16 protein-coding genes and 1 pseudogene are annotated in these 15,268 nt (G+C 63.6%); 6 read left to right on the top strand and 11 right to left on the bottom strand.

What is annotated here, in order from left to right:
• The first annotated feature begins 1 nt into the window (after position 1).
• Complete coding sequence (locus AC1VON_RS30255) at positions 2 to 1,564, top strand: DHA2 family efflux MFS transporter permease subunit (RefSeq protein WP_172349006.1); 1,563 nt, start codon at positions 2 to 4, stop codon at positions 1,562 to 1,564.
• A 42-nt stretch (positions 1,565 to 1,606) separates the two neighbouring features.
• Here AC1VON_RS30255 and AC1VON_RS30250 read toward each other — a convergent pair whose 3' ends face one another.
• Both AC1VON_RS30250 and AC1VON_RS30245 read right to left on the bottom strand, forming a co-directional pair.
• Positions 1,607 to 2,863 carry an RNA polymerase sigma factor gene (locus AC1VON_RS30250; RefSeq protein WP_483125887.1) on the bottom strand — a complete coding sequence of 419 codons (1,257 nt, stop codon included), beginning with the start codon at positions 2,861 to 2,863 and terminating at the stop codon, positions 1,607 to 1,609.
• The gene (locus AC1VON_RS30245; RefSeq protein ID WP_483125886.1) at positions 2,860 to 3,264 is read right to left on the bottom strand and encodes a YciI family protein; all 405 of its coding nucleotides are present in this window, start codon (positions 3,262 to 3,264) and stop codon (positions 2,860 to 2,862) included. Before AC1VON_RS30245 ends, AC1VON_RS30250 begins: the two co-directional genes overlap by 4 nt.
• 235 nt (positions 3,265 to 3,499) lie before the next feature.
• Here AC1VON_RS30245 and AC1VON_RS30240 point away from each other — a divergent pair, with 235 nt between their 5' ends.
• Positions 3,500 to 4,378 (top strand): DMT family transporter, encoded by an 879-nt coding sequence (locus AC1VON_RS30240; RefSeq protein WP_483126396.1) that lies wholly within the window; start codon positions 3,500 to 3,502, stop codon positions 4,376 to 4,378.
• A gap of 104 nt (positions 4,379 to 4,482) precedes the next feature.
• Positions 4,483 to 4,887, top strand: coding sequence for a GNAT family N-acetyltransferase (locus AC1VON_RS30235; RefSeq protein WP_172349008.1), 405 nt, complete (start codon positions 4,483 to 4,485; stop codon positions 4,885 to 4,887).
• A gap of 80 nt (positions 4,888 to 4,967) precedes the next feature.
• On the opposite strand, the gene AC1VON_RS30230 is transcribed toward AC1VON_RS30235, so the two are convergent.
• The 6 genes and pseudogenes from AC1VON_RS30230 to AC1VON_RS30205 all read right to left on the bottom strand — a co-directional run bounded on the left by AC1VON_RS30230 (position 4,968) and on the right by AC1VON_RS30205 (position 9,954).
• A complete protein-coding gene (locus tag AC1VON_RS30230; RefSeq protein WP_172349009.1) occupies positions 4,968 to 6,278 on the bottom strand; it encodes a hemolysin family protein in 1,311 nt (436 codons plus the stop codon).
• A gap of 73 nt (positions 6,279 to 6,351) precedes the next feature.
• Entirely contained in the window at positions 6,352 to 6,528 is a 177-nt protein-coding gene (locus AC1VON_RS30225) for a hypothetical protein (RefSeq protein WP_483125885.1), read from the bottom strand.
• Positions 6,525 to 7,232: an LssY C-terminal domain-containing protein gene (locus AC1VON_RS30220; RefSeq protein ID WP_172349010.1), complete on the bottom strand. Its 708-nt coding sequence runs from the start codon at positions 7,230 to 7,232 to the stop codon at positions 6,525 to 6,527. Before AC1VON_RS30220 ends, AC1VON_RS30225 begins: the two co-directional genes overlap by 4 nt.
• Positions 7,233 to 7,357: 125 nt before the next feature.
• Positions 7,358 to 8,162: pseudogene (locus AC1VON_RS30215) on the bottom strand (extensin-like domain-containing protein).
• Between the two features lie 121 nt (positions 8,163 to 8,283).
• Positions 8,284 to 8,871, bottom strand: a complete 588-nt coding sequence (locus tag AC1VON_RS30210) for an extensin-like domain-containing protein (protein ID WP_246740923.1) — start codon at positions 8,869 to 8,871, stop codon at positions 8,284 to 8,286.
• 657 nt (positions 8,872 to 9,528) lie between these two features.
• Positions 9,529 to 9,954 carry a DUF3775 domain-containing protein gene (locus AC1VON_RS30205; RefSeq protein WP_172349012.1) on the bottom strand — a complete coding sequence of 142 codons (426 nt, stop codon included), beginning with the start codon at positions 9,952 to 9,954 and terminating at the stop codon, positions 9,529 to 9,531.
• 143 nt (positions 9,955 to 10,097) lie between these two features.
• Between AC1VON_RS30205 and AC1VON_RS30200 the strand changes: the two genes are divergently transcribed.
• Positions 10,098 to 10,634: a tetratricopeptide repeat protein gene (locus AC1VON_RS30200; protein ID WP_483125884.1), complete on the top strand. Its 537-nt coding sequence runs from the start codon at positions 10,098 to 10,100 to the stop codon at positions 10,632 to 10,634.
• Positions 10,635 to 10,908: 274 nt separating this feature from the next.
• Entirely contained in the window at positions 10,909 to 11,382 is a 474-nt protein-coding gene (gene greA, locus AC1VON_RS30195) for a transcription elongation factor GreA (RefSeq protein ID WP_008877613.1), read from the top strand.
• Positions 11,383 to 11,478: 96 nt separating this feature from the next.
• Here the strand turns inward: greA and waaC are convergent, their stop codons facing one another.
• Genes waaC through rfaD form a run of 3 tightly spaced genes read right to left on the bottom strand, consistent with a single transcriptional unit; the run spans position 11,479 to position 14,374 of the window.
• On the bottom strand, positions 11,479 to 12,447 hold the full coding sequence (waaC, locus tag AC1VON_RS30190; RefSeq protein WP_483125883.1) for a lipopolysaccharide heptosyltransferase I: 969 nt from the start codon (positions 12,445 to 12,447) through the stop codon (positions 11,479 to 11,481).
• Positions 12,444 to 13,451, bottom strand: a complete 1,008-nt coding sequence (gene waaF / locus AC1VON_RS30185) for a lipopolysaccharide heptosyltransferase II (protein ID WP_483125882.1) — start codon at positions 13,449 to 13,451, stop codon at positions 12,444 to 12,446. Before waaF ends, waaC begins: the two co-directional genes overlap by 4 nt.
• Positions 13,424 to 14,374: an ADP-glyceromanno-heptose 6-epimerase gene (rfaD, locus tag AC1VON_RS30180; protein WP_172349015.1), complete on the bottom strand. Its 951-nt coding sequence runs from the start codon at positions 14,372 to 14,374 to the stop codon at positions 13,424 to 13,426. The genes waaF and rfaD overlap by 28 nt, the downstream gene beginning before the upstream one ends.
• Positions 14,375 to 14,530: 156 nt before the next feature.
• Here rfaD and AC1VON_RS30175 point away from each other — a divergent pair, with 156 nt between their 5' ends.
• A complete protein-coding gene (locus AC1VON_RS30175) occupies positions 14,531 to 15,163 on the top strand; it encodes a LysE family translocator (protein WP_172349016.1) in 633 nt (210 codons plus the stop codon).
• Positions 15,164 to 15,268: the final 105 nt, after the last annotated feature.

The raw sequence follows: 15,268 nt of genomic DNA, 5'->3' as shown, positions 1-15,268 counted from the left end.
CATGCCCGAGCGCGCCGAACCACAATCCTTCATCGCCAGCATCCTGCCGTTCATGGTGATGTGCGTGGGGATGTTCATCGCGCTGCTCGACATCCAGATCGTCGCGTCCTCGCTGCAGGACATCGGCGGCGGCCTGTCGGCGGCGCAGGATCAGATCGGCTGGGTGCAGACCTCCTATCTGGTGGCGGAGATCATCGTCATTCCGCTGTCGGGCTGGCTCACCCGGGTGTTCTCGACACGCTGGCTGTTCACCATCTCGGCGGCCGGCTTCACGTTGGCCAGCATGCTGTGCGGCTTCGCCTGGAGCATCGAAAGCATGATCGTGTTCCGCGCGCTGCAAGGGCTGCTCGGCGCGTCGATGATCCCGACGGTCTTCACCTCGTCGTTCCACTATTTCCAGGGTCCGAGGCGGGTCTACGCGGCCGCGGTGGTCGGCAGCATCGCTTCGATCGCGCCGACGCTCGGGCCCGTCATCGGCGGCTGGATCACCGACACGCTGAGCTGGCACTGGCTGTTCTATGTCAATGTCATTCCGGGCACCATCATCACCGTGCTCGTCGCGTTGCTGGTCAAGATCGACAAAGCCGATCCGTCGCTGCTGAAGGGCGCCGACTATATCGGCATGGTGCTGATGGCCGTCAGTCTCGGCACGGCGGAGTACGTTCTGGAGGAGGGTACGCGCTGGAACTGGTTCGACGATGCAACGATCCGCAACGGCGCCATCGTTGCCAGCGTTACCATGGTTCTGTTCATCATCCGCAGCTTGACCTATGCGCAGCCGGTGGTCGACTTCCGCGCCTTCGGCAACCGCAATTTCGCCATTGGTTGCTTCCTGTCCTTCGTCACCGGCATCGGCATCTTCGCCACGATCTATCTGACGCCGCTGTTCCTCGGTTATGTCCGCGGCTACGACGCATTCCAGACCGGGGTGGCGGTGTTTTCCACCGGCGTCGCTTCGATGATCGGTGTTCCCGTCTACATCTTTCTCGCCAAGCGCTTCGACACACGCTGGCTGATGATGTTCGGCCTGGCCTCCTTCGGCGCGTCGATGTGGAGTTTCAGCGCCATCACCAGCCAGTGGGGTGCGGCCGAACTGCTGATCCCGCAACTGTTCCGCGGCTTCCCGCAGGTCTTCGCGGTGGCGCCGAGCGTCAATCTCGGCCTCGGCAGCCTGCCGCCCGAACGGCTGAAATATGCCAGCGGCCTGTTCAACACGATGCGCAATCTCGGCGGTGCCGTCGGTATCGCCATTTGCGGCGCGATCCTGAACGACCGCACCAACTTCCATTTCCTGACGATCGCCTCGCATCTGACGCCACAGAACGAGGCCGCGATGCGGCTCGTCGACAATGTCGCGCTGCGCTACAGCCAATTGCCCGGCGCGGTCGCCGATGGTCACACCGCTTCGCTGAAGCAACTCTGGGCGCTGGCCTACCGCGAGGCATCGACCATGGCTTACGCGGATGCGTTCCTGGTGATCATGGTCGCCTTCGTCATCGCGACCGCGCTGGTTCCGTTCCTGCGCAATGTCGCGCCGAAGGCGCCGCCGCCGGACGCCCATTGAGGTCAAACTCACAACCGCACCGGCCGAGTGCAGGCACTTGGGCTAGTCGCCCGCGCGGGTAAGCAGCAGCGCGCGTTCCCTGTCATTGCCGGTCAGTTCCGCGGCCTGGCGGAACGCGGCGCGGGCTTCCGCCTGATATCCCAGTTTCTCCAGGAGATCGCCGCGCACCGTCGGCAAGAGATACGAGTCCTTCAGCCGCGGCTCATCCTTCAGCGTCTCGACGATGGCGAGGCCCTGCGCGGGTCCGAACGCCATGCCGACGGCCACCGCGCGATTGATCTCGACGATGGGCGAGGGGGCCGCCAAGGCCAGGGCCTGATAATAGGCTGATATCGCGATCCAGTCGGTGTCGGCGGCGGTTGCCGCGCGGGCATGGCAGGCGGCGATCATCGCCTGCAAGAGATAGGGGCCTGGTGTCGGCGTCAGGGCCAACGCCCGGTTCAGGCCGTCGAGACCCCGCCGGATGAGCGACCAGTTCCATCGGGCGCGGTCCTGGTCGAGCAGCAGGATCGGTTCGCCCGCTTTGCCGGTGCGGGCGGGGAAGCGCGAGGCGTTGAGGTCCATCAGCGAGACCAGCCCCTGCACCTCCGGCTCATCAGGCATCAGCGCCGCCAGCGAACGGCCGAGGCGCTGCGCTTCGCCGCAGAGATCGGCGCGCAGCCAGTCCGGCCCCGTGGTCGCCACATAGCCCTCGTTGAAGGTGAGATAGACCACCTCAAGCACCGCGGCGAGGCGTTCGCGGCGCTCCTGCCCGCGTGGCGTCTCGAACGGGATTGCGGCATCGCGAAGGGTCCGCTTGGCGCGCACGATGCGCTGGGCGATGGTGGCTTCGGGCACCAGGAAGGCGTGGGCGATCTCCGGCGTGGACAGCCCGCCCAGCAGCCGCAGGGCAAGTGCCGCGCGCTGATCGGCCGGCAGCACGGGATGACAAGCGGTGAAGATCAACCGCAGAAGGTCATCGTCAATATCCGCGTCGAGCGCGGCCTCGATATCGGGCATCTCGCGCTCCAGACCGGCGAGGTCGATGGCAAGTTCGCGGTGCTTGCCATCGATCATGGTGGTGCGGCGCAGCCGGTCGAGCGCCCGATTCCCAGCGACCCGGGTCAGCCAGGCGGCCGGGTTGCGCGGAATGCCGTCCCGGGGCCAGCGCTCCAACGCCAGCAGGAAGGCATCCCCCGCGATCTCCTCGGCCAGTCCGATATCCCTGAGATAACGGGCGAGCCTGGCGGCAAGCTTCGGCTGCTCGATCCGCCAAACCGCTTCGATGGTGGCCGCTTCGATGGTGGCTGTAGCCGTCAACTCTTCAACGCGTTGAAACCTTCAACCACCTGCTGGACGTCCTCGGGGAACTCACTGATCTCAAAGACGCGGCGGACCTCGATCACGTCATTCTCTCCAGCGGGGCAACGGCGAGCCCATTCGATGGCCTCCTCGCGCGAGCGCACGTCGATCACCCAATAGCCACCGAGCACTTCCTTGACCTCGGCGAACGGCCCGTCGGTGACGGCTGGCTTGCCGCCCTTGAAGCTCACCCGAGCGCCCGATGACGGCGGATGCAGCCCGTCGAGCGCCAGCAATACGCCGGCCTTCTTGAGCTCCTCATTGTATCTCATCATTCCCTCCACCGCTTCGGCGTCGGGCATGACGTCGGGCGCCGCGTCTGCGTAGCCGGCGGGAATCATCAGCATCATGAACCGCATGGTCTTCTCCTTGGCTGGGTTGGTTCGATGATACGACGAACGGGAGATGGAGAAATCGACAGGCGCGGCAAAAAAGTTCGAAACTCGGATCATGCCCAGGACCGACAGCGTTGGACCGCCACATGGGCGAGGCTGCCATCTGGCCCTGCCAGTTTGCCCTGATATGTCAGCTTGCATCCGACACCTCAAGTAAACCCGCGTGAAATCACCCAACCTGGCCGGCACCGTTTCCCCCATGATCCCGGTGCTCGTTTGCGCGCTTGGCATCTTTCTGCTGTCCGGCATGGACGCGGGGATGAAGGTGCTGGTCATCGCGGTCGGCGTCTACAACACAGTGCTGTGGCGCAGCATGCTGGCGACCGTGGTCGCGGGCGCGGGCTGGCTGGCAGGGCCGCGCTCGCTTCCCGTAGCCTCGGTGCTGAGGCTGCATGCGCTGCGCGCGCTGATTGTCGGCATAGTCCTGCTGTGTTTCTTCTGGGGGCTTGCAAGGCTACCGCTGGCGGAGGCGATCGGGCTCAGTTTCGTGGCGCCGCTGTTCGCCCTCCTGCTGGCCGCACTGCTTTTGGGCGAGAGGATACAGCGCAAGGCGGTATGGGCCTCGCTTGCCGGCATTGCGGGTGTCGTGATCATCGTGGCCGGCCAGTTCGGGCAGAAAACCTATGCCGGTGATGCGCTGCTCGGTACGGCGGCGGTGCTCGTGTCGACGGTGTTCTATGCCTATAATCTGATCCTCGCGCGGCAACAGGCGCTCCTGGCCAAGCCAATCGAGATCATGCTGTTCCAGAACCTTTGCGTTGCGGTCATGCTCGGCCTGGCGGCACCTTGGTTCGCCATTGCTCTGCCTGGCAATCTCTGGCTTCCGCTCGCCGGGGTGACGGCACTGTCGCTCGCCGGCCAGTTCCTGATGAGCTGGGCCTATGCGCGTGCCGAAGCGCAATATCTGATCCCAACCGAATACTCGGCCTTCATCTGGGCGATCGCGCTCGGGTGGTTCTTCTTCGACGAGGCGGTGACCTGGACCACGCTGGCCGGAGCCGGCCTCATCGTGGCAAGCTGCCTGATCGCCGCGCGCTCGAACCCCAGGCTGGCCGAGCCGATCGAAGCCGCGGTTTGAGCGTTTATTAGTCGCGTGCTGTCGAACGTCTTGGCCTGCCGCCACATGCCTTCCCATCAAGTTTTCCTCCTGCTCTATTGGGAGGTCGAGAAGCGGGAGACGATATGCAAGGCCGATGGATCGAAACGTTCGAAGGTGAGCGCCAGCGCGAACTCTATGATCTCTACAGCAAGGAGTGGTGGACCGCAGGGCGAGAGTTTGAGGATGTAATCAAGATGATGGAGCATTCCGATCTAGCGATCGGCCTTTGCTCGGATGATGACCGATTGGTCGCGTTCGCACGCGTGCTGACGGATTACACATTCAAGGCGATGATCTTCGACGTTATCGTCCATTGCGATTTTCGTGGCCGGGGGCTTGGAAAAGCTATCGTCAATCGGATTGTAGAGCACGAGACCTTGGCTCAGGTGCGCAGTTTCGAACTGTACTGCCCCGACGATCTCGTTTCCTTCTATGGCCGGATCGGCTTTTCAAAGGGGCGCGCGAATTTGCTTTTCCGAGAGCGATGACGCGTCGTCCGCTTTCACCCATTGCGGCGTTCAATGGGGCTCGCGGGCAACGTGTCAGGATCAAGAGTCGACATTCGCGGTCACCGCACCGCTTCGCGTTGGCTACCGGGCAGGCGGGTGGCGATCAGCTTGTCGATGCGGCGGCCGTCGAGGTCGACCACCTCGAAGCGCCAGCCTTGGGCCTCGACGCATTCGCCGGTCGCCGGCAGATGGTGCATGTGCGACAGCACATAACCGGCCACGGTCTCGTAGTCGCGGTTTTCGGGCAGGTCGAAGCCCAGAATCTCGGCCATCTCGTCGGCCTGCATATAGCCCGCCAGCAGCCATGAGCCGTCCTCGCGCTTGACGGCGTTTTCCTCGTCGCCGGCATCGAGGTCGGCGCGAAACACGCCGGTGATGGCTTCCAGAATATCGGCGGGCGTGACGATGCCTTCGAAATGGCCGTACTCGTCATGCACCAGCGCCATCGGCACATCGGATTCCTTGAGCTTGTGCAGCACGTCCAGCGCATCGGCCTGGTCGTAGACGATGGGGGCGGCGCGCACATGCTTGCGCGGGTCGAGCGTGCGGCCGGCAAGGATCGCGGCCAGCACGTCGCGCGTCTGGACGACGCCGACCATCACGTCGACGCCGCCATCGCCCGCCGGCAGGCGCGAATGCTGGGTTTCCATCAGCAGCTTGCGGATCGTCGTGTCGTCGGACTGCAGATTGATCCAGTCGACCTCGGTGCGCGGCGTCATGACCGCGCGCACGGCGCGGTCGCCAAGCCGCATGACGCCGGCGATCATGCGCCGCTCGTCGGATTCGATGGTGCCGTGATGCTCCGCCTCGGCGACCAGCATCTTGATCTCCTCGTCGGTGACCTTTTCCTCGCTTTCACCGCGCTGGCCAAGCAGCCACAATATGGCGCGGCCGGAAATGTCGAGCAGGAAGACCAGCGGTGCCGATATCGTGGCAAGAATGGTCATCGCGGGGGCCGCGCGGGCGGCAACCCGCTCCGGGTCGCGCAGCGCGATCTGCTTCGGCACCAGTTCGCCGACGATCAGCGAGAAATAGGTGATGATGGCAACGACAATACCGACGCCGAGCGGGTCGGCGACGCTTTCGCGCATGCCGGCCGAGGCCAGGAACACGGACAAACGGTCGCCGAGCGTGGCGCCGGAGAAGGCGCCGGAGAGCACGCCGACCAGCGTGATGCCGATCTGCACCGAGGACAGGAACTTGCCTGGATTCGAACCGAGATCCAGCGCCCGGCCGGCGCCGTTGACGCCGCGGTCGATCATTGCCTTGAGCCGTGCCGGGCGCGATGAGACAATGGCGAGTTCGGACATCGACAAAAGGCCGTTCACACAGATGAGGACGACCACGATAGCGATTTCAACGTATAGCATGAGGGCTCAATAGCATTACGGCGGGGGGCTCGAAAATAGCGGGTCGTCATTTTTAGAATATGACGCGTGTCTTTCAGGCATTGTCCCTCGACGGCGCCGAAAAGTGTTCGACGAGAGCGTCGACGACAACCCGCACTTTTGGCGCAAGCGCGCGCGTCACTGGCCAGACGTCGTGCACGACGATGTTTTCAAACGGACAGTCCGGCAAGACCATTTCGAGATCGCCCTGCCTGAGGCTGCAGTCTCTCACCGTGGCTGTTTCAGCACGCCAATGATTGCCTTGCCGTCGGTGAAATAGGGGTCTCCGCCGCCATTGCGGCCGGTCCTGGTGGCGCCGATGCCCGCCATGTCGCTGGTCGATGCCAGCAGATCGGCCGCGTTCAGGTCGCCGATCAGGAAGTCGCGCTCGGCATCGATGTCGGGACCGATGTGATGGGTGATCGCACCCGTGTCGTGGCTCAGGCCGACGCCGCGATCGAAGCTGGCGGCTCCCAACCAGAGCGGACGGCCGTCGTCGCCGACCGTTTCCGTCCGCCAGAAACGGACGTGGTGGCGTCGGTCGGCACTGTTGCCGACCGGCTTTTCGAAAGCGAGATCCTGGGCGCGGCCTTCGAACAGGAGGCGGCTCATCGGCGCATCGGGATAGGGACGTGAAAACAGGACACTTTCGCCGATATCGATGGCGGTTCTCAGGGTGACGGCATCGGCGGTGTCCCAACCGGCGACGGCGAAGGCATGGACCACCTCCTTCTCGGTGCCGACAAGGCCTACATTGATCGGGTCGCCGGGAATGCCTTGCGGCGTATGCGTCACCATCTCGAAGCGCTGGTCGCGAAAGCCGCGCTCCCGGAATGTCCAGAATTCCGGCGCAGCGAAATAGGCAAGCGCGAGCCAGGCGGCCAAAAAGGCCGCCATCCAGATCGCAATGCGTCGCTGAATACTCCGCTGGCTCATATGCCGTCGCCCGACCGTTCCGGCGTCACTCTATGCGAAGTCGTCGGCCGCTGGCAGAGGGTACGAGCGCCAATGCCAGAGCATGTCATTCCACCAGAACCGAGGGCACTTTTGGGCGGTAGGCACTACCGGCAGGCGCGATAGCCGTTCTTGCGGTTCTTGATGTCGAAATGGAAATGGTTGCGGTGGTCGTAATTGTAGCCGGGGCCGAGCACGGTGGTGAAATACTGGCAGCCGTCGGCGCGCACATTGTTGAGGAAGCCTCGGGTGCGGAAGGCAAACAGGCCGGGCTTGCGCACGTCGATGTCGTCGCCATTGTTGAGCTCGATGCTCATGACGTCCAGCGCATTGCCCTTGCCGTGCTCGGACAGCACGCCTTCGCCGGCGATGTTGCGGCAGGAATAGCTCGAAGCCCTGGTGGATGGTCCTGACGCCGGAGAAATAGCGCCAGCGGGCGGAAGGAACGAGTTCGTTCTTCGTCCAGGCGGCGAAGGTGGCGGCCATGTCGCAGGTCAGCGTCGCGGCCGGCTTCATCTGGATGCTGCCAATGGACGTGACCTTGACCGGATAGTCGATGCCGCACTGACCTTCGTGGATCGGCGCCAGGTCGGTATAGGCAACGTCGAGGCGTTTCAGCTGCCGGCGGCAATCGGTTTCGCTGGCAGGTATCTGCTCGACCGGCGACATCGGCTCATCCATGCGCGGATAGGCGGCCTGCGTCATGTAGGGATTGGAGGGGACAAGCCGTTGCATGCCCGTATATTGCGGCACCGCCGACGTTTGCGCGCCGACATCGACCGCCGGCTGCAATGACAGCACGCTGCCGGTATTGCAGGCCGAGACCGCGGCCAGCGCAAGACTGGCGGCCACCATGATTACGGGTTTTGCTCGGCGCGCAACCCTTACGGCGGCGCGGAATGTTCCGGCCATCGGCGGAATCCCTGTTCCCAGATATCCGGCATTTTAACGATCAAGGGTAAAGGAAAACTCAGCGCCCGCGTTCATTCCTGAGGCTGAATTGCGGCGCGTCGGGCTGTGCGCCTATCGGCGCCTATTGGCAGAACGTGCCGCCATTTTTGCGTGGCTCGAGATCGAGATGGACATGCAAGGCGTGGTCGGCGTCGGCGCCTGGCCCGAGCACCGTCTTGAATGGCCCGCAGGCGGCCTTGCGCACGGCGTTGAGGAATTTGGCGTCCTTCTCCGGCGGTGACGGGCCGATCTCGATTCTCCTGCCGTCCGACAAGGTGAAGCTGGCGATGTCGAGCGCGTTGCCGAAGGCATGCTCCGACAATTTCCTGGTGCCGTGGCGCGGCCGGCAGACGAAGGCCGAGGCCTGGCTGATCGATTTCACTTCCGTGCCGAACTCCGCCCTGGCTGCCGGCTGAACAACATCGGCAGTGAAGCGGGCGGCCGCCTCGGCCATCGAGCAATTCAACTCGGTGCCGGGACCGATGGCGACCGACTTGTTGAGCGTCTTGATGACGATCGGATAGGGGATCGAGCAGCCGATCTCGGGATCGCTTTCAGCCTTGTGCTCCTCGAATTCGACGCCGAGCGCCTTCAGCCGCTCACGGCAAGCGACTTCCTCCGCAGGCATCCTGTCCGCGGGCAGCTCGGCCGAGCGCGGGTCGGGAAGCATCTTCCTGTCGCCGGCATCCGCCGGTTTTTCAGGCGGCTGCGGCGCTACATCAGGCGGCTCAGCCTGAGGTCCAGCATTGTCGGGCCTTTGTGTCGGGATCGGCACCTCGGGTGGCGGCTCCGGCCCGCTTTCCGTTTCGGCTGATGGCTCTCGGGCTGAAGGTGCGGGGGCTGACGGCTCGGGATGTGCCTCCCTTGCCTGACGAGCCTTTTCTTCATTGAGCTGGCTGGGTGCGCCCGGGGCTTTTGGACTTTCCGTCTTTTGCTCTTGCCCCGTTGCGGCGTCGGTTTTTTGAGCGTCCGCGGGACGCGGCTCGGGCACCGGAACATCGGCGGGGGAAGTCCGCTCGTCCGGCGTTTCCTGTTGTGTCTTTGGCGGATGCTTGCCCCTTGATCTCAGGCGCTGCTTGCCCCTCGGCCTAAGCGGCTGGTCCAGGTGCTGCGTCAATGGCTGCGCCATCCTGGGTGATTGCGGCTGGTTATGCCTGTGACGATGCCTGGCGTCGGCCGGCGTCACCAGCAGGGCCGCCGCCGCCAGAGGCAGCGCAAGGATGCAAAATCGGGAAAAGCTCAGCGTTGCCATCGTTCCGAAACGGCGCCGGCATGCCGAAGTTGCCTGGATGGGCGCTTGCGGCGATCACAATCGGTTACTTCGGCGTTACGCGCCGATCGCTTCGAGGCCTTCCTCCAGCCAGTCGGCGAGCAGTGGCATGCCAAGCAGGTATTTTGCAGTGCGCTTGTTGGCGCGTTCGCGTGCCGCGGTCACCGCGTCCGACCATTCCGAGGCGTCGTAGTCGCCGCGCCCGACCCAGGCGAGTGCAATCAGCTCGGCGGCTTCATCGACATTGAGGTCGTTGATCAGCTCGCGCAATTCTTCCTCGGTGAGGTTTTCCGAACTTTCCTCGGCAAGGCCGTCATGGTGGTGGTTGGCATGCGCCTCGCCATCGAGCTCGACCTCGTGTTCGGCGCCGTCGTCGTAGTCCTCGTTGACGGCGGCACTCAGGGCCTTGGCCTTGAGGATGAACAGGCGCACGGTGTCGGGGCCGATCGTAAGGTCCCAGTCCTTTTCAAGCCGCCGCTGCACGGGCCATCTCCGTCAGTCGTTTGCCGGATGATAGCGGATTTGCGGCATCCGTCACCTGATGTTCTCCACTCCAATTTTTTTCCGGGATGAAACGCGGGCCGCTTGGCGTTAGTGTTGCATTCTCACCCCTCAAGGAGGCTTCGATGCATAAAAGAATGCTGATCCAGGCCGCGACTGCCCTTGTCGCGCTGCAGTTCTTTGCTGTCCCGGTGTTCGCGGCGGGCAGTAGCGGTGGCAGCGACCAGACTGTCACCCAGTGCAAGAAGGGAGAGGTATGGGACAAGAAGAAGAAAAAGTGTGTCGCACCCCAGGAAGGCATGCTGGACGACGACAGCATCTATGATGCGGGCCATGCGCTGGCTATGGCCGGGCGCTATGACGAGGCGATCTCGGTGCTCAGCCTCGCCGCCAACAAGCAGGATCCGCGCATTCTCAACTATCTCGGCTATTCGCACCGCCATTCCGGTCGTGTCACCGTCGGCCTCGGCTATTACGAGGAAGCGTTGCGCATCGACCCGAATTACACGCTGGTGCGTGAATATCTCGGCGAGGCGCACCTGCAGATCGGCGATCTCGCCGGCGCACAGCAGCAGCTGATGGAAATCGAGAAGCGCACCGGCAAGGGATCGCGCGAATACGGCATGCTGTCCGAGCAGATCGAGCATTTCATGCGGAGCTGATCAGGCTCCCAGGGCTTGTCGAAGCGGCCGCGAGCGATCGCGGCCGCTTTTTTGTTGTCTCCAGCCTCATTGGCTGCCTCCTCTTGGTGAAAGCGGGGATGATTTTTGCAAAACCGATTTTTTGGGCGTGAAAAACCCGCTGACATTGCTATATTAGGGGAAATTGTGGTGAAACGGTTCCGTTAGCCCGAGGCTGCCGGACCGTTTTCTTTTTGTACCCATCGACAAGGCTTTCCCCGGAACGCGGGGGTGGCGGCAGGAAAGGTCAGGCATCATGAACAAGGTCCCGATGACAGGCGAGGGGTTCGCGTCATTGAAGGAAGAACTGCGTTGGCGCCAGCAGGAAGAGCGGCCGCGCATCATCGAGGCGATCTCGGAAGCGCGCTCGCATGGCGACTTGTCCGAAAATGCCGAATATCATGCCGCGAAAGAGGCGCAGAGCCTCAATGAAGGCCGCGTCAACGAACTCGAGGACCTGATCGCGCGCGCCGAAGTCATCGACGTCACCAAGCTCAGCGGCGACAAGGTCAAGTTTGGCGCCACGGTGGTGCTGGTCGACGAGGACACCGAGGAAAAGAAGACCTACCAGATCGTCGGCGACCAGGAGGCCGACGTGAAGTCCGGCCGCATTTCGATCTCCTCTCCGATCGCGCGTGCGCTGATCGGCAAGGAAGTCGGCGACGCCATCGAGGTCAATGCGCCTGGCGGTGCCAGGGGCTATGAGATCGTCCAGGTGCAGTTCATTTAGGACATTTTGATAAAGCGGAACGTACTTTAAGTACGTTCCGCTCCGGTTCTCGAAAACCACTCTATTCGACTCGCCAGAGCGAATTCTGAAAAGGTCCTAGGCCGGCGCTTTGAGATTAAGCAGCCTCTCTGCCTCCGCCACCACCTCCGCCGGCGTTACACGCCCGCCTGCCGCGGCCATCAGTGTCGACGCAAATTGCCCACGCGGGCCTGTCAGCCCCGGCTCCGTCGCCAAAAACACCGCGACCGTCGGCAGGCCGAAGGCGCTAGCCAGATGGGTCAGACCAGTGTCGGCGCCGATCACCAGTGTCGAGCGGCCGAGGATGGCGGCGATGTCAGCCAGCGGTGACCTTGGCACTACCGCCGTGGAAGGTACGGCTTTGCCGATCGCTTCGGCCACGGCCTTTTCACGGTCGTTCGACCAGGTGGTAACCGGAATCATGCCGCGCTCGACCAGCAGGCGGGCCGATCCGATCCAGTCTTCGACAGGCCATTTCTTGTCCTCGCGGCTGGTGCCGTGCAGCAGGAAGGCGGTTTTTCCGATGGTGCCGGCCAGAGTTCCAGGTGGCGGCACGATGCCGGAGTTGAGCGTCGACAGATCGGGCTGATAGCCGAGCGCCAGCCCGAACAGCCGCCTTGTCCGCTCGATGGCGTGCAACTCGCGCGGCACGGCGTAGGTGACGTCATAAAACAGTGTCGCCGAGGGTTCGCGCGCGCTCGACCGGTCGAAGCCGGCGATCGGCGCGCCGGCCTGCCGCGCCACCAGGGCCGATTTCAGCAGGCCCTGCGCGTCGATGACCAGGTCGTAGCGGCATTCGCGTAACGTGCGGCGCAACGCGGCTGCCTCGCGCCATGTGCCGCTACTGAAAAGCGCCTTGCGCCAGCGCCGGATGGCGACCGTGTGAATCCCCGCGATCGCCGGGTGCAGGGCGACAATGCCGGCGAACGCCTCTTCGACGCACCAGTCGAAGGACACGTCCGGCCGGTTCAGGCTGGCATCCTCGACGGCCGGAAAGGTGTGGATGACATCGCCCATCGACGATGTCTTGACGATCAGGACCTTCATGCCGCTGCCGGAAGTTCCAGCAGCCGGTCCGCCGCCGCTGCGACCTGGCCGACTTCCAATGTCTTCAGGCAGTTGAGATGGCCGAGCGGACAGACTTTTTGGTGGCAGGGCGAACAGGAGAGGTGAAGCCAGACCAGCTCGCGCCGCTCCGCCAGTGGTGGCGTATTGTCGGGCGAGGTCGAGCCATAGACGGCGACAATCGGCGTGCCGACGCCCGCCGCGACATGCATCAGCCCGCTGTCGTTGGAGACGGCGAGCCTTGCCGCCGCGATCAGGTCGATGGCGTCCTCCAGCCGCGTCTGGCCGGCGAGGTCGACGGCGCCGGGGGCAAGGGCCGCGATCTCCGCCGTGACGTCGCGGTCGTTCTTCGAACCGAACAGGGCGACCTTCAAGCCCTTGCCCATGAACTGGCGGGCCAGGCCGGCATAGCTTTCGCTTGGCCAACGCTTGGCAGGGCCGAATTCGGCGCCAGGCATCAGGGCTACAAATCCCTGTGGGGTCAGCCCGAAACGGTGGAGCAAGGTGGCCTGGTTACCCGCATCCACGGTCAGATGAGGCGCGCGAAAACCGCCGCCCTTGGCGAGGCTGAAATAGGCCTGCGCGGTGCGCCGTTTCAGAGCCTCCGGCAGCGGCACGACGTCGGTCAGAAGGCCATAGCGCATTTCGCGCAGATGGCCGAAACGGCGCGGGATGCGGGCAAAGAACGGGATCAGCGCCGATTTCCAGCTGCCGGGCAGGATATAGGCCATGTCATAGCGGCCGCGCAGCAGGCGGCCGAAGCGGCGGCGATGGGTGAATTCGAGCGCGCCGGGTTTCAGCGGAAAGTCGATCTGCTGGCGGATCTCAGGCATGCGCTTGACCAGCGGTGCGGCCCAGGCCGGCGCCAGCACGTCGATCGCGGCGTTGGGATGGAGCTCCTTCAGCGCCGAGAACAGGCACTGCGCCATCACCATGTCGCCAACCCAGCGTGGGCCGATCACGAGGATCGTTGGGCTTTCAGCCATTCGACATAGTCTCTGACACCGGTTTCGACTGTCCGGAATTGGCCATTATAACCGGCCGCGCGCAAACGGGACATATCAGCTTGCGTAAAGCTCTGGTAGCTGCCCTTGAGGTGGTCGGGGAAGGGGATGAACTCGATCTCGCCCTTGCCCAGCGTGTCGATGACCGTCTCGGCGATGGCACGGAAAGGCTGGGCGCGGCCGGTTCCGCAATTGAAAATACCACTCGAACCGCGATTCCAAAGCCACAGATTGACGTCCGCGACATCGCCGACATGGATGAAGTCGCGGCTTTGCTCGCCGGGTCCGAAGCCGTCATAGGCGCCGAACAGTTTCGGGTTCTGGCCTTGCTCGACCTGGTTGAACAGATGGAAGGCAACCGACGCCATCGCGCCCTTGTGCGCCTCGCGCGGTCCGTAGACGTTGAAGTAGCGCAAGCCGGCCACAGGCGAATGATCGGTGTCGAAGACGGTGCGCCTGACATAGTCGTCGAACAGTTTCTTGGAATAGGCATAGACATTGAGCGGCCGCTCAAGCGCAGGTTCCTCGCGAAACTCGGACCCGCCACCGTAGACGGACGCGGAAGAGGCGTAGAGGAAGGGCACGCGCAGCGCGAGACACTCATGCAGCAGCCGCTTCGAGTAGGCGTAGTTCACCTCCATCATGAACTTGCCGTTCCACTCCGTGGTGGTCGAACAGGCACCCTGATGGAAGACGGCCTCGATGCGGCCGAGACCGCCGGCCTCCAGGCGTGGCAGGAAGTCATCCTTGTCGAGGTAGTCGGCTATGCTGAGATCGGCGAGATTGGCGATCTTGTGGCCGTCGGTGAGATCGTCGACGACGAGGATGTCGTCATGGCCCTCGGCGTTGAGCGCGGCGACGATGTTGGAGCCGATCATGCCGGCGCCGCCCGTGACGATGATCATGAAGGCCTCTGGTTGCTTGCGATTCCGGTCCTTATAAGGGAGGCCAGCCGGACTGTCGACAAAGCAGGTGCAGGAGGGCAGGCGCGCCACAGTGGCGCCGCAAAGCTTTCGCTTCTGTAGGTTCGATCCGCAGGCCAGGATCATAAGGGACAAAAAATGCCGTCGACCGAATTGCTCATCGCATTTTTCGCCACGACGGCGATCTTCGCCTATATTCCAGGTCCGGCCATGCTTTATGCCGCGGCGCAGACGATGGCGCGTGGGCGCTGGTCGGGCCTGACGGCCGCACTCGGCATCCATCTTGGCGGCTACGTGCATGTCTTTGCCGCCGCCGCCGGCCTGTCGGTGCTGTTCCACGCCGTGCCGCCGCTTTACATGGCGGTCAAGCTGGTCGGCGCGCTCTATCTGATCTGGCTCGGTGTCTCGCTGTTCCGCAAGCGCGTCGAGGGCGACGTGGCACTGCCCGCCATCGAGCGGAAATCAGCGCGCCGTGCTTTTTTCGAAAGCATCACCGTCGAGGTGCTCAATCCGAAAACCGCGATCTTCTTCATGGCGTTCCTGCCACAGTTCATCGACGCCTCGGCGGCCTTCCCGGTGTGGCTGCAATTCGTCGTGCTGGGCACTATCGTCAACCTGATGTTCTCATCGGCCGATATCGTCTGCGTGTTCCTTGCTGGGTTGGTGATCGGCCGGCTGCGGCGTTCGAGCCGGGCGCAGCGGCTGATGCAGCGGGCCGGTGGTGCGGTGCTGGTCGGGCTCGGCGTCCACGTTGCCCTACAGAAGAGCTGACGGGCATCGCCGTTGCGCCGGCTCGAATTGCGGTATATCGGCAGGCATGAACGGCCGCCAGCCGCCCCCTATATTCCAGAGACGGTTTTTCCCAGCGCGTTGCCA

Source organism: Mesorhizobium sp. HAY1-8B, from assembly GCF_056868045.1.
This window is presented reverse-complemented; position numbering and strand designations above follow the sequence as displayed.